The organism is Mesorhizobium sp. LEGMi-168a, assembly GCF_058312955.1.
Window position 1 is genome coordinate 20,439 of the sequence record NZ_JBZEGV010000023.1, and the last position, 12,864, is coordinate 33,302.

Annotated in this window: 13 protein-coding genes; 10 read left to right on the forward strand and 3 right to left on the reverse strand. The window is 64.3% G+C overall.

The features are described from left to right. Window positions 1–219: 219 nt before the first annotated feature. Complete coding sequence (locus tag AC4FWB_RS24960) at window positions 220–645, reverse strand: OsmC family protein (RefSeq protein ID WP_491028897.1); 426 nt, start codon at window positions 643–645, stop codon at window positions 220–222. Between the two features lie 267 nt (window positions 646–912). On the opposite strand from AC4FWB_RS24960, the gene AC4FWB_RS24965 reads away from it, so the two are divergent. The 3 genes from AC4FWB_RS24965 (at window position 913) to AC4FWB_RS24975 (ending at window position 2,194) form a co-directional block, all read left to right on the forward strand. Next, the gene (locus AC4FWB_RS24965) at window positions 913–1,140 is read left to right on the forward strand and encodes a hypothetical protein (protein WP_491028898.1); all 228 of its coding nucleotides are present in this window, start codon (window positions 913–915) and stop codon (window positions 1,138–1,140) included. Next, on the forward strand, window positions 1,137–1,493 hold the full coding sequence (locus tag AC4FWB_RS24970) for a YciI family protein (RefSeq protein WP_491028899.1): 357 nt from the start codon (window positions 1,137–1,139) through the stop codon (window positions 1,491–1,493). The genes AC4FWB_RS24965 and AC4FWB_RS24970 overlap by 4 nt, the downstream gene beginning before the upstream one ends. A 170-nt stretch (window positions 1,494–1,663) precedes the next feature. After that, window positions 1,664–2,194: a hypothetical protein gene (locus AC4FWB_RS24975; RefSeq protein ID WP_491028900.1), complete on the forward strand. Its 531-nt coding sequence runs from the start codon at window positions 1,664–1,666 to the stop codon at window positions 2,192–2,194. Window positions 2,195–2,466: 272 nt separating this feature from the next. Here AC4FWB_RS24975 and AC4FWB_RS24980 read toward each other — a convergent pair whose 3' ends face one another. Next, the gene (locus AC4FWB_RS24980; RefSeq protein WP_491028901.1) at window positions 2,467–3,729 is read right to left on the reverse strand and encodes a ubiquinone biosynthesis hydroxylase; all 1,263 of its coding nucleotides are present in this window, start codon (window positions 3,727–3,729) and stop codon (window positions 2,467–2,469) included. Between the two features lie 101 nt (window positions 3,730–3,830). Here AC4FWB_RS24980 and tesB point away from each other — a divergent pair, with 101 nt between their 5' ends. From tesB to xth, 7 genes are all read left to right on the forward strand, one after another. Then, window positions 3,831–4,694 (forward strand): acyl-CoA thioesterase II, encoded by an 864-nt coding sequence (tesB, locus tag AC4FWB_RS24985; RefSeq protein WP_192255936.1) that lies wholly within the window; start codon window positions 3,831–3,833, stop codon window positions 4,692–4,694. A 248-nt stretch (window positions 4,695–4,942) separates the two neighbouring features. Continuing rightward, window positions 4,943–5,281, forward strand: coding sequence for a P-II family nitrogen regulator (locus AC4FWB_RS24990; RefSeq protein WP_126097179.1), 339 nt, complete (start codon window positions 4,943–4,945; stop codon window positions 5,279–5,281). A 50-nt stretch (window positions 5,282–5,331) separates the two neighbouring features. Next, entirely contained in the window at window positions 5,332–6,660 is a 1,329-nt protein-coding gene (locus AC4FWB_RS24995) for an ammonium transporter (RefSeq protein ID WP_491028976.1), read from the forward strand. Window positions 6,661–6,928: 268 nt separating this feature from the next. After that, window positions 6,929–7,204 carry a hypothetical protein gene (locus AC4FWB_RS25000; RefSeq protein WP_491028977.1) on the forward strand — a complete coding sequence of 92 codons (276 nt, stop codon included), beginning with the start codon at window positions 6,929–6,931 and terminating at the stop codon, window positions 7,202–7,204. A gap of 210 nt (window positions 7,205–7,414) precedes the next feature. Beyond that, a complete protein-coding gene (locus AC4FWB_RS25005; RefSeq protein WP_491028902.1) occupies window positions 7,415–10,060 on the forward strand; it encodes a DNA translocase FtsK in 2,646 nt (881 codons plus the stop codon). Between the two features lie 166 nt (window positions 10,061–10,226). After that, a complete protein-coding gene (locus AC4FWB_RS25010) occupies window positions 10,227–10,895 on the forward strand; it encodes an outer membrane lipoprotein carrier protein LolA (RefSeq protein ID WP_491028903.1) in 669 nt (222 codons plus the stop codon). A 358-nt stretch (window positions 10,896–11,253) separates the two neighbouring features. Next, window positions 11,254–12,054, forward strand: coding sequence for an exodeoxyribonuclease III (xth, locus tag AC4FWB_RS25015; protein ID WP_491028904.1), 801 nt, complete (start codon window positions 11,254–11,256; stop codon window positions 12,052–12,054). A gap of 289 nt (window positions 12,055–12,343) precedes the next feature. Here the strand turns inward: xth and AC4FWB_RS25020 are convergent, their stop codons facing one another. After that, the gene (locus AC4FWB_RS25020; protein ID WP_491028905.1) at window positions 12,344–12,799 is read right to left on the reverse strand and encodes a Crp/Fnr family transcriptional regulator; all 456 of its coding nucleotides are present in this window, start codon (window positions 12,797–12,799) and stop codon (window positions 12,344–12,346) included. Window positions 12,800–12,864 lie beyond the last annotated feature (65 nt).

Here is a 12,864-nt window from a genome sequence, read left to right on the forward strand (position 1 = left end):
CTTGCTAGTTGGAAAGGTTGGCGGGACAGCGCCCCCCTCTGTCCTGCCGGACATCTCCCCCACTTGGGGGGAGATTGGCAGTTCCGGCGCCGGCGTCTTCTCTCAACGTCGACGATTGGCGAAAGCCGGCGCGACATCTGATCTCCCCCCAAGTGGGGGAGATGCCCGGTAGGGCAGAGGGGGGCGCGAAGGATCGCTGCTGTCCAATAGATTAGGCAGTTATCCCAACTTCGCGTCGAGCGAGACCTTGATGGCGCCAAGCGCTTTCGAGACCGGGCATTCGGCCTTGGCCTTCTCGGCCAATTCCTTGAACTTCGCCGCGTCGATGCCCGGCACCTTGCCAACCAGGGTGATGGCGCTGCCGGTGATGCCGGTGCCGGGCACCAGCGTCACCACCGCCTTGGCGTCGAGCTCGGCCGCCGGCGTGCCGTTCTCGGCCAGGAAATGCGAGAGCTGCATGGCGTAGCAGCCGGCATGCGCCGCGGCGATCAGTTCTTCCGGATTGGTGCCGGATTTGCCGCTCTCGTCCTCGAAGCGCGCCTTGAAGGAATAGGGCGTGGCCTTCAAGGTGCCGCTCTGGGTATCCAGCGTGCCCTTGCCTTCTTTGAGATTGCCTTTCCAGACGGCGTTTGCGGTGCGGTCCATGAAGTCCTCCTGGCTTTTGTCGGGGTCTGCGCCGGCGGGCGCCGGCGTTCTCCTGAACTATAGCGCGGGCGCGCCGGAAGGCCATCCTAAGGCGTGTCGAGATTCAGGTGAGGCCGGCCTGACCTCGATCTCGACAGGCGCTCGCAGGCCTTGCCGGCGCAGGGGCAAAAAAAGTCCTGAAAAAAATGCGCGTGCAAAAATGTCGACTTCCTATCGGCCCAGTCGTCCTGCGGGCGGCCACGGATTCACGGCCGATGGAGGTGCAGGATGGACAATCTGTTTTTCGCGTTTTGGAAAAACCCGGGCCAACGGGTCCGACGATCGGAAGACTTCTGGCTGGACCCGCCAGCATCCGGCTTCGGCCGAATGGTGGCAGCCGTGGTCGTCATCGGCATTGCGGCATGCCTGCTCGACCACGCGGCGGCCGTCAGAAGCAAGGCTGACAGCGTCGCCGTCGCTTCATATGCTTCACCACAGGAAGGGAACGAAAAATGAAATATGTGCTGCTGGTCTATGGCGAGGAAAAAGACCTCTTTGCGCTCACACCGGAGAGGTCGGCCAAGCTCGATGCCGATTCGCTCGCCTATGACAGGTTACTCGACAGCCAAGGCAAGCTGATCATCGCGCAGGCGCTGCAACCGGTGAAGGCGTCGAAATCGCTGCGGCGGCGCAAGGGCAAGCGGCTGGTCACCGACGGCCCCTTCGCCGAGACCAAGGAGCAATTGCTTGGCTTCGTCATGGTCGATGTGGCGAATCTCGAGGAGGCGCTGGCGATCGCCGACGGCATTCCGCTGGCCGAGCTCGGCACCGTCGAGGTCAGGGCGATCTACGACATACCGGGGTCATGAGGCCGGTATATTGCGGCTGCGGAGTCTTTGTTCTGATGCATGTCGTTCTCCCAAAACCGCTGAGCACTTTTGGGCGACATGCATTAGGGGTTTCTTAGCTGCCGCAACTGTCGCGTGTTGAAGCAATGCTGCTCTTCTCCTATCGTTGCCGGGATTTCGGGGGATTCGGCATGCCTTTCCTGATCGCTGTACTTGGCCTGCTCGGCGCGGCGGCCATCTGGTGGTACCGGATGAAAGCCATGAACGAGGCCGCGCGCGAGGTGGCCGACGTGGTCGGGCGGGTGCAGGGCAATATCCGCCGCAAGAAACTGCGCAAGCAGGCGGCGCTGTCGCCCTTGACGGCGATCGACGATCCGGTGGTGGCGGCGGCGACGCTGATCACCGCCATCGTTTCGGAACAGGGCCCGATCCTGCCGCAGCGCGAGGCTGCCCTCCGCGAGGTGATCTCGCAGATCGCGGAAAACCCGAAGAAGACCGACGAGGCCGTCGTCTACGCCAAATGGGCCGCCTCGCAGGTCGACGATACGACGATCGTCATCGACAAGCTGGCGCCGTTCCTGCGCGAGCGCCTCGACCCGCATGAGCGGGAGGATCTGCTACGGATGCTGAACCGCGTCGCGCAGGGCGGCGAACAACGCCTGCGGATCGCCGACCAGCGGATGCTGAGGTTGCGGCAGAAGCTGGGGTTTGAGGTGAATTAAGCTGAAGCAGCGGCGGCCGGACCGCCTGCCTTCGTGATTGGCCGAAACGCCTCTTGCGTCGTCATTCTATGGCGAAGCAAGGAGCGAAGCGACGCGGCGCAGACCATAGAATCCATGCCGTTACCTATAAGCGTTGCAGCGGTGCAGAATTCTGCTCCGCAGCACCCTACGATTAAAGTCACGGAATGGATCCTCGGGTCTTCGCGTCCGCTTCGCTCCCGCTCCGCCCGTGGATGACGAGGTCGTGTAGGCCTCGGCCAGTTGCGAGGCGCTCAGATCGCCTCGCCTTTCAATAGCCGCGGCGTGTCGCCCGATAGTCCCGACGCCTGGCGGATGAAGAAGTCCTTGAGCTTCGGCATGCGCTCGACCAAGCCAAGCCCGACGTCGCGCACGGCGCGCAGCGGGCCGATGTCGTTGGAGAAGAGGCGGTTCAGCACGTCCGTGGTGACGCCCATCTGCAGCGTGTCGAAGCGCCGCCACTGCTGGTAGCGCTCAAGCACGTCGAGGGCGCCGATGTCTTGGCCGAGCCGGTCGGCCTCGACCACCACTTCGGCCAACGCCGCCACATCCTTGAAGCCGAGATTGAGGCCCTGGCCGGCGATCGGGTGGATGCCGTGGGCGGCATCGCCTGCAAGCGCGATGCGCGGCGCGACGAAAGCGCGGGCAAGGATGAGGCCAAGCGGCCAGGCGCGCGGCTTGTCGGCGACGCGGATCTCGCCGAGCTTGAGCCCAAAACGCTGCTCCAGTTCGTGCTCGAAGACGAACTCGTCGCCCTCGACCAGTTTTTGCGCATCTTCCGATCGTTCAACCCAGACGATCGACGAGCGATTGGTGCCGTCCTTGTCGGGCTTCAGCGGCAAGGTGGCGAAGGGGCCTGCGGGCAAAAAATGTTCCTCGGCTCGGCCATTGTGCGGGCGCTCATGCGCGACGGTGCAGACGATACCGGACTGGCCGTATTCCCATTTCACCGTCTTGATGCCGGCCATGTCGCGCAGCTTCGAATGGACGCCGTCGGCGGCGATCAGCAGCCGTGCCTTGAGCGCCGCGCCATCGGCCAGATGCACGGTGATGCCGGCGCCGTTGGTGTCGAAGGCGCTTACCGCCATGCCTTCGATGATGTCGATGCCGAGCTTTTCGGCGCGCCGGCGAAGCGCACCGTTCAGAACCCGGTTGGCCACCATATGCGCGAAGGGTTCGCCGGGCGCCACCTCGCCGTCGAAGGTCAGAAACACCGGGCGCACCGGATCGGCGGCGCGCGAATCGGTGATGATCATCTCGGTGATCGCCTGCGCCTCCGGCGCGATCTCGCCCCAGACCCCTAACTGTTCCAGCATGCGGCAGGCCGCGGCGGCGATCGCCGAGGCGCGGCCGTCCTTCCGCCAGACGCCGGCCGGAGCCGCATCGACGATGGCGACGGCAAGGCTCGGGCGTGCCTGCTTCAGCGACACGGCCGTGGCGAGGCCGACATAACCCGCGCCCGCCACCAGCACATCCAGCGATGTTTTGTCTGCTGCATCCGCCTTGCGCTCCACCATGGCACTTTCCTTTCGCGGCCTCCGGCGGCGGCCGTAGCAGCTTGACTGCCCGCCTGTCCTGTCCGAAACCGCCAATGGCACATCTTCGAAGGACGTGGAACATGACGGCGGCGATGGACGAGCTACTCGACATTCTCGACCTCGAGCAGCTCGAACACAACCTGTATCGTGGTCGCAGCCCCAAGCTCGACTGGCAGCGGGTCTTCGGCGGCCAGACCATCGCCCAGGCGCTGGTCGCCGCCCAGCGCACGGTCGAGCCCGAGCGGCATGTGCATTCGCTGCACGGCTATTTCATGCGGCCCGGCGACACCAAGGTGCCGATCGTCTACGAGGTCGACCGCATCCGCGACGGCGGCTCCTTCACCACGCGCCGGGTGGTGGCGATCCAGCACGGACAGGCGATCTTCTCGCTGGAGGCCTCGTTCCAGCAGGACGAGGTGGGGCTGGAGCATCAACTGCCGATGCCGCGCGACGTGCCGGCGCCCGACACGCTGCTTTCGCAGCGCGAGCTGCTCGGCAAATTCGGCGAGGCGGTGCCGGAAGGCATCAGGCGCTATTGGGAGCGCGACCGGCCGATCGAGATGAAGCCGGTGATGCTGAAGCACTATACCAGCCGCGAGAAGCTGGAGCCGGAGCAGAACATCTGGATCCGCACCACCGGCCCGGTGCCGGAAGACCGCGCGACGCAGGCCGCCGTGCTCGCCTACCTTTCCGACATGACGCTGCTCGACACCTCGACCTTCGCGCATGGCCGCGCCATTTTCGACCGCGACATCCAGGCGGCGAGCCTCGACCACGCCATGTGGTTCCATCGCAGCCATTCGCTGGACGACTGGATCCTCTACACGCAGGACAGTCCCTCGACCCAGGGCTCGCGCGGTTTCACCCGCGGCTCGCTGTTCGCGCGCGACGGAACGCTGATCGCCTCTGTGGCCCAGGAAGGCCTCATCCGGCTGAAACGGTGAGCCGGCTTCGAGTCGCGCCTAGAAAACGGGCATTTTTGAAATTTTGCCTATTTCTTAATCAGGCGCCCTGACGCCTGTGCGCACGATTTGTGTGCAGAGGCCGCCCATTCCCTTTGTTTACAACAGGTTAATGGCCTGCTTCGGCAATTGGCACGGAGCTTGAATCCTGTCCGGCACTCTCCGGCTCTCACGGGATCGGGTGAAGGTGTGCAAACGCGGGGGACCGCAACAGCAAAGGGTGAAACCTTATGAAAATCGTGATGGCAATCATCAAGCCGTTCAAGCTCGACGAGGTGCGCGAAGCGCTCACCGGCGTCGGCATCCAGGGCCTGACCGTCACCGAAGTCAAAGGCTACGGGCGTCAGAAGGGCCATACGGAAATCTATCGCGGCGCGGAATATGCGGTCAGCTTCCTGCCCAAGATCAAGATCGAGGTCGCCGTCGGCGCCGACATGGTCGACAAGGCCGTCGAAGCCATCAGCGCTGCCGCCAAGACCGGCCAGATCGGCGACGGCAAGATCTTCGTCTTCGGCATCGACCAGGCGGTGCGCATCCGCACCGGCGAAACAGACACCGACGCGCTCTAAGCGGCGACCCAGCTATTCCAACGGAGAGTTCAATGAATATTCCTTCCACCTTGAAGACGACGGGACGCGCGGCCGCTTCGCTCGCTCTCGTAGCCCTCAGCACCGCCGCCGCCTTCGCGCAGGAAGCTGCTCCTGCAGCCACGGCCGCCGCGCCGGCTGCTCCCGCGCCTGTGCTCGACACCGGCAACACCGCCTGGATGCTGACCTCGACGGCGCTGGTGCTGATGATGACCATTCCGGGCCTGGCGCTGTTCTACGGCGGCATGGTGCGCAAGAAGAACGTGCTCGCCACCATCATGCAGAGCTTCGCCATCACCTGCCTGGTGACGGTGCTGTGGTTCATGTTCGGCTATTCGCTCGCCTTCTCCGACGGCGGCAGCACCAATGCCTATATCGGCGGCTTCTCGAAATTCTTCCACCACGGCATCACCACCGCGACGCTGTGGCTGCCGGGGGTGGCGAACATTCCTGAATTCGTCTTCTCGATGTTCCAGCTGACCTTCGCCATCATCACCCCGGCGCTGATCGCCGGCGCCTTCGCCGAGCGCATGAAGTTCTCGGCGCTGCTGATCTTCATGGGCCTGTGGCTGGTCTTCGTCTATGCGCCGATCGCGCACTGGGTGTGGGGCGGCGGCTTCCTCGGCTCGGCCGGCGTGCTCGACTTCGCCGGCGGCACGGTCGTCCATATCAATGCCGGCGTCGCGGGCCTGGTCTGCGCGCTCGTTCTCGGCAAGCGCGAGGGCTACGGCACCACCAACATGGCGCCGCACAACCTCGTCTATTCGGTGATCGGCGCCTCGCTGCTGTGGGTCGGCTGGTTCGGCTTCAACGCAGGTTCCGAGCTCGCCGCCGACGGCCTCGCGGGTGCTGCGATGATCAACACGCAGGTCGCCACCGCCGCCGCGGCGCTGGCCTGGATGTTCGCCGAATGGATCGTCGCCAAGAAGCCATCCGTGCTCGGCATCATCTCGGGTGCTGTCGCCGGCCTGGTCGCGGTGACCCCGGCTTCCGGCTTCGTCAACCCGACCGGCGCCTTCATCGTCGGCATCGTCGCCGGCGTGCTCTGCTACATCTCGGCGGTCAAGGTGAAGCACATGTTCGGCTATGACGACTCGCTCGACGCCTTCGGCGTGCACGGCGTCGGCGGCGTCATCGGTGCGCTGCTCACGGGCGCGCTCGCCGATCCGGCGATCAACGCGCTCGGCAAGGGCGCTTCGGTCGGCACGCAGGTCTACGGCATCGTCTTCACCATCCTGTGGACGGCGATCGCCACCTTTGTGATCCTGTTCATCGTCAAGGCGCTGGTCGGCTTGCGTCCGAGCAGCCAGGAAGAGGTCGAAGGTCTCGACGTCACCCAGCACGGCGAAGTGGTGCCGTAAGGAACGTTACCGGCGCCGGCATCCTCCCGCCGGCACGGAAGACAATCCCGTCGTGACGCTCTCGAAAGGGGCTCACGCCTTGAGGCCCGGAGCAATCCGGGCCTCCTTTTTTGGAAAATCCTACGTGTCGAAGGCGAAGCGGAGGATCGTTTTTCGGCGCGATCACGTTCGCGTGATGCGCAAACAGGAAGAAACATCGGGCTTTCCGGTTCCGTACTTGGGGTTGCGGCCGCCGTTCCGGCGCTCGTTAAAGGGAAGGAACCACCTGATGAACATCAAGAACATCTTCCTCGGGGCACTCGCTTTTTCCATGATCAGCGGCGTTGCACTGGCCGGGGCTCTCGACGAACCGGACAACATGGCTCCGTTCTTCACCGATGCCGGCATGAAGACCATGAAGTCCGAGGCCGATTTCAAGGCAGCCTGGGCTTCGACGGCCAAGGACAAGCAGGACATGATGATGAAGGAGTGCCAGGACGCGGCGATGAGCAAGCCCCACGCCGAATTCTGCGCCAACCTGATGATGTACGCCGGTCACAAGTGATTTGCGGGAGATCGGGTCCGAGAGGATCGGATCGTTCGTCGCTCTACAGGGAAGATGGCGGGCTGCGAGGCTCGCCATTTCTGTTTGGAGGGCGGCGCTGGTAAAAGGCCATGGTTAATGCGGCCTTAACCTTCCCACCGATAGTCTGTCGTTCGAATCTGCCGGGGTGCGTCATGCGCCCGGCCAGGCAACGACTTACGGGGACGAGGCATGCGTTCAGGCGCTTCAGCACCGCTCGCGCTGACCGATACGGGGCACGGCATCCAGGCGTTCGCGCGGCGGCAGGTCGGGCGGCTGGTCGGCGCCGGCCTGTTCGTGTTCACCGCTTTCGGCGTCGCCAGCCTCGCCACCTGGAACGTCGCCGATCCGAGCTTCTCGCACGCCACCAACAACATCGTCACCAACGCCATGGGCTATGCGGGCGCGGTGTTTTCCGACCTTGCCATGCAGTTCTTCGGCCTGGCCGCCGTCGCCGGCCTGGTGCCGGCTGTGGTCTGGGGCTTTCTTCTCTTCTCCGCGCGCGGCGTCGACAGGCTGCCAAAGCGCGGGCTTGCCTGGTTCGGCTTCGCGCTCACTGCCGCCGCGATCGTCGGCTGCGTCACGCCGCCCAACACCTGGCCGCTGCCGACCGGTCTCGGCGGCGTGTTCGGTGACATGGTGCTGAAAATCCCGGGCATCGCCGTCGGCGGCTATCCGAAGGGTCTTTTCGCCTCTATCATCGCCGTCGTGCTTGCCGCGCCCGCCCTGTGGCTGTTCGCCTATGGCTCGGCGCTGATCGCACGCAAGAACGGCTTTGCGGTCATGGAGCGCGCCGCCGAGCCCGATCCGCGCGAGCAGGACGAATTGCTGTTCGACGAGGATGAGGACGAGGGCGACGAAGGCATTCTTGCGCTCGGCGCCGTCACCCATTGGTGGCTGTCGTTCCGCGCCTGGATGCACCGCCGCGCCGCGCGCCGCAGGCAGGAGCGCGACGATTTCGAACCGCAGATGGAACCGCGGGCGAGCGCCTGGCGGCGCGCCGCCGAGCGGGTCGAATCGGCCGAGTTCGCCGAGTCCCGGATGAGCCCCGGCGGCCGTGCCCGCGTCGAGCCGGAATTCTTCGCCGCGATGGTCAACGACCGCAGCGCCTCGGTCGATCCGGTCGACGACGATGTCTTCGACGACGAGGAAGAGGTCGATTTCGACGACGAGGAACCTGTCCAGCGCCGCGCCAATGTGCGCAACTTCCGCTCGGACGCGGCGACCCGCGTGGAGGCCCCGGCGCCGCGCCCGGTGCAAGGCGCGCGCGTGCAGCGCGAGGCGCAGACCTCGCTGATCGGCTCCGGCACGTTCGAGATGCCGTCGCTGCATTTCCTCTCCGAGCCGAAGAACGTGGCCAAGGATCCGAGCCTGTCGAAGGACGCGCTGGAGCAGAATGCAAGGCTGCTCGAAGGCGTGCTCGAGGATTTCGGCGTCAAGGGCGAGATCATCCATGTCCGTCCGGGTCCGGTCGTAACACTCTATGAGCTCGAACCCGCGCCCGGCATCAAATCCTCGCGCGTCATCGGCCTCTCCGACGACATCGCCCGCTCGATGAGCGCGATCGCCTGCCGCGTCGCCGTCGTGCCCGGCCGCAACGCCATCGGCATCGAATTGCCGAACGCCAAGCGCGAGACGGTCTATCTGCGCGAAATCATGGCGAGCCGCGATTTCGAGACGACCAAGGCCAAGCTCGCGCTGGCGCTGGGCAAGACCATCAATGGCGAGGCGGTCATCGTCGACATCGCCAAGATGCCGCACGTGCTGGTCGCCGGCACCACCGGCTCGGGCAAGTCGGTCGCCATCAACACCATGATCCTGTCGCTGCTCTACCGGCTGACGCCGCAGGAATGCCGGCTGATCATGATCGACCCGAAGATGCTCGAACTTTCGGTCTATGACGGCATCCCGCATTTGCTCACCCCAGTGGTCACCGACCCGAAGAAGGCGGTGGTGGCGCTGAAGTGGACGGTGCGCGAGATGGAGGACCGCTACCGCAAGATGTCCAAGGTCGGCGTGCGCAACATCGACGGTTTCAACGCGCGCGTCAGCCAGGCCGAGAAGAAGGGCGAAAAAATCTCGCGAACGGTGCAGACCGGCTTCGACCGCCAGACCGGCGAAGCGATCTACGAGACGGAGGATCTCGACCTCGAGCCGATGCCCTATATCGTGGTCATCATCGACGAGATGGCCGACCTGATGATGGTGGCCGGCAAGGACATCGAGGGCGCGGTTCAGCGCCTGGCGCAGATGGCGCGCGCCGCCGGCATCCATGTCATCATGGCGACGCAGCGTCCGTCGGTCGACGTCATCACCGGCACCATCAAGGCCAACTTCCCGACCCGCATCTCCTTCCAGGTGACGTCGAAGATCGACAGCCGCACCATCCTTGGCGAGCAGGGCGCCGAGCAGCTGCTCGGCATGGGCGACATGCTCTACATGGCCGGCGGCGGCCGCATCCAGCGCGTCCACGGCCCGTTCGTGTCCGACGACGAGGTCGAGCGGATCGTCGGACATCTCAAGCTGCAGGGCGTGCCCGAATATCTCGACGCCATCACCGAGGACGATGAGGACGACGATGAGGACGGCGCCTCGGGCAGGGGCGGTTCCGGCGGCGGCGGCAATTTCGAGGATTCCGACGATCCTTACGATCAGGCGGTTGCGGTGGTGCTGCGCGACGGCAAGGCCTCGACCAGCTACATCCAGCGCCGGCTCGGCATCGGCTACAACCGCGCCGCCTCGATCATCGAGAAGATGGAGAAGGAAGGCATTGTCGGCCCGGCCAACCACGCCGGCAAGCGCGAGATACTGGTGCCGATGGAAGACGATAAATTTTAGCCTGGCGGCGACCACAGGGCCGGCCGGCAACTTTGAACCTTCTGGCGCGTTTGTGCGACGGGCTGTCGCCCGCGCTTATGCGACCAAGCGCCGTGTGACCCGCCAAACTTAGGCCCAACTGGGGGTCCAGACACTGCGACGACACGAATCACAGGAAGTGACCGGCATGAAGACCCAGACAGAATTCGCTCCGACCCGCCGACAGGTGCTCGGCCTTGGCCTCATCCTCGCGGGCGCCGCGGCCGTCAATGTCGTGCCGGGCTTCCAGCTACTGGCCCGGGCGCAGGCCGCGGTTCCGCCGGCGGCGCAAAAGATCGCCGACCACTTCTCCTCGGTCAAATCGATGAGCGGCGAGTTCGTGCAGTTCGGCCCGAAGGGCGAGCAGACCGGCGGCAAGTTCTTCCTCGAACGCCCCGGCAAGATCCGCTTCAACTATGACGGTTCGTCGAATTTCCGGGTGATCTCCGACGGCAAATCGGTGGTCATCCTCAACAAGAAGCTGAACACCTCCGACCTCTATCCGCTGTCGAAAACGCCGCTCAAATTGCTGCTCGACGACAGGATCGATCTCTCGGGCGGGCGCGTGAAGGCCGTCAAGGAAGAGGACGACCTCACCACCATCCAGCTTTCCGACAAGTCGGTGTTCGGCAATGCCCGGATCACCATGATGTTCGATCCGAAGAGCTATGAGCTGCGCCAGTGGACGATCACCGACGCGCAGGGCAAGGACACGACGGTGATGATCTTCAACGTCAAGGAAGGCGTCTCCATCCCCGACGACACTTTCGCCATCGACTATACGGCGAACCGCGAACTGAATACGAAGACGCGCTAAATTGCCAACTTGGCGGGCCGATCAGTAGCTTTCGTCATCCTAGGGCGAAGCGACGCGAAGCGGAGCGCAGACCCTAGGATCCATGCCGTAACATAAGAACGCTGCTGCGGTGCAGAACCTTTGCTCTCGATGGAGAGGGAAGGATCGTTGCAATGTTCATTCTGTGCCGCTGCGTTCTCCGATTGGCGTCACGGAATGGATCCCAGGGTCTCCGCGACGGCGCTTCGCGCCTGCTTCGCCCTGGGATGACGAAGTTGAGAAGGCTTTGGCCAATCTCGACGGTTTGCGACTTGCTTCGGCTTGTCTTCGCTCGCCGTCACTGGCAGTAGTTCGGCGATCTTTTGCCGGACCTGCCTGAATGCCCTTCACCATCGCGACCTGGAACATCAACTCCGTGCGCCTGCGCATGCCGATCGTCGAGCGGCTGTTGAAAGAGCACGCGCCGGACGTGCTCTGCCTGCAGGAAACCAAGGTTCCGGACGAGCTTTTTCCTGAAAAGGCCTTCCGCAAGGCGGGCTATGAGCACATCCTTTTCCATGGACAGAAAGGCTACCACGGCGTGGCGACCGTGGCCCGCCGGCCGATCGAGTTGGTCGAGAAGCGGCGTTTCTGCGAGATCGACGACAGCCGGCACCTGTCCGTCAGGGTCCAGGCCGACGGCAGGTCGATCCTGCTGCACAATTTCTACGTTCCGGCCGGCGGCGACGAGCCGGATCCCGAGATCAACCGGAAGTTCCGGCACAAGCTCGACTTCGTCCACGAAATGAACGGCGTGCCGGCGAGCCAGGACGATGCCTCGATCCTGGTCGGCGACCTCAACATCGCGCCGCAGGAGCATGACGTCTGGTCGCACAAGCAGCTGCTCAATGTCGTCAGCCACACGCCGGTCGAGACCGAAGGTTTCGAAGCGATGCGGCGAGCCGGCGGCTGGGTCGACCTGATGCGGCTCAACGTGCCCGCCGAGCAGAAACTCTACACCTGGTGGAGCTACCGCGCGAAGGACTGGGAAGCATCGGACCGCGGCCGCCGGCTCGACCATATCTGGTCGTCGGCCAATCTGGTGCCGAGGTTCAATGGCTACGAGATTCTCAAGGCCGCGCGGGGGTGGGAGAAGCCGTCGGACCATGTGCCGGTGATTGCGCGGTTTGATTTGGATTGACGCGCGGTGGCGGAAGAGGCGCCTGCCTTTCCGGTCGTCATCCTAGGGCGAAGCGACGCGTAGCGGCGCGCAGACCCTAGGATCCATTCCGTTGCCTGTGTCGAAGGATGCAACGACGCAGAACAGAGGGCAAAGCCCTGCCGCATGTCGATCGGCAGCAGGAAAACCTCGTTCTGCAACGCGGCGAAGCATCAACGTCACGGAATGGATCCTAGGGTCTGCGCGCGTCGCTTCGCTCCTTGCTCCGCCCTAGGATGACGCACTCGCCCTTGCGCCGTTGCGTCTGGCCCTACCCCGTGAACCGAGGCGCGAGCTCCTCGATGCGGGCGATCATCTGCTGGAATTCTTCCAGGATGCGCTCGTGCAGCTGCATGGCCAGCTCCGGATATTCCTCCAGGATGCGGCGGAACATCTTGCGGCTGAGCCGGATCACTTCCGAATCGACCGCGGCCGATGCGCTGGTCAGCCGGTTGGTGTCGGCAATCAGCGCCAGTTCGCTCAGCATAGCGCCGGGGCCGGCGGTGCCGATCGGGATGCGTTCGCCGCCCTGCTCGCGGTAGAGCGCGATCAAGCCGCTGACCACGATATAGGCCGAGTCAGCCATGTCGTCCTCGCGGTAGAGCTTGTGGTCGGCCTGCAGGAAGGTGTTCTCCGCGCCAAAGGCGAGCAGGCGCAACTGTTCCTGCGTGAAGCCCTGAAAAAGCTTCACGGCGGACAGGATGCGGATGTCGTCATCCAGCGCCATCCTAGCTGTGTTCCCGAGCGGTCAGTCCAGTCCCTCCTTTGGAGCGTCGCGTCCCTCTGGACGCA

Coding starts and splice junctions, on each gene's coding strand:
- AC4FWB_RS24960 (WP_491028897.1), bottom strand. CDS start 645: ATGGACCGCACCGCAAACGCCGTCTGGAAAGGCAATCTCAAAGAAGGC.
- AC4FWB_RS24965 (WP_491028898.1), top strand. CDS start 913: ATGGACAATCTGTTTTTCGCGTTTTGGAAAAACCCGGGCCAACGGGTC.
- AC4FWB_RS24970 (WP_491028899.1), top strand. CDS start 1,137: ATGAAATATGTGCTGCTGGTCTATGGCGAGGAAAAAGACCTCTTTGCG.
- AC4FWB_RS24975 (WP_491028900.1), top strand. CDS start 1,664: ATGCCTTTCCTGATCGCTGTACTTGGCCTGCTCGGCGCGGCGGCCATC.
- AC4FWB_RS24980 (WP_491028901.1), bottom strand. CDS start 3,729: ATGGTGGAGCGCAAGGCGGATGCAGCAGACAAAACATCGCTGGATGTG.
- tesB (WP_192255936.1), top strand. CDS start 3,831: ATGACGGCGGCGATGGACGAGCTACTCGACATTCTCGACCTCGAGCAG.
- AC4FWB_RS24990 (WP_126097179.1), top strand. CDS start 4,943: ATGAAAATCGTGATGGCAATCATCAAGCCGTTCAAGCTCGACGAGGTG.
- AC4FWB_RS25000 (WP_491028977.1), top strand. CDS start 6,929: ATGAACATCAAGAACATCTTCCTCGGGGCACTCGCTTTTTCCATGATC.
- AC4FWB_RS25005 (WP_491028902.1), top strand. CDS start 7,415: ATGCGTTCAGGCGCTTCAGCACCGCTCGCGCTGACCGATACGGGGCAC.
- AC4FWB_RS25010 (WP_491028903.1), top strand. CDS start 10,227: ATGAAGACCCAGACAGAATTCGCTCCGACCCGCCGACAGGTGCTCGGC.
- xth (WP_491028904.1), top strand. CDS start 11,254: ATGCCCTTCACCATCGCGACCTGGAACATCAACTCCGTGCGCCTGCGC.
- AC4FWB_RS25020 (WP_491028905.1), bottom strand. CDS start 12,799: ATGGCGCTGGATGACGACATCCGCATCCTGTCCGCCGTGAAGCTTTTT.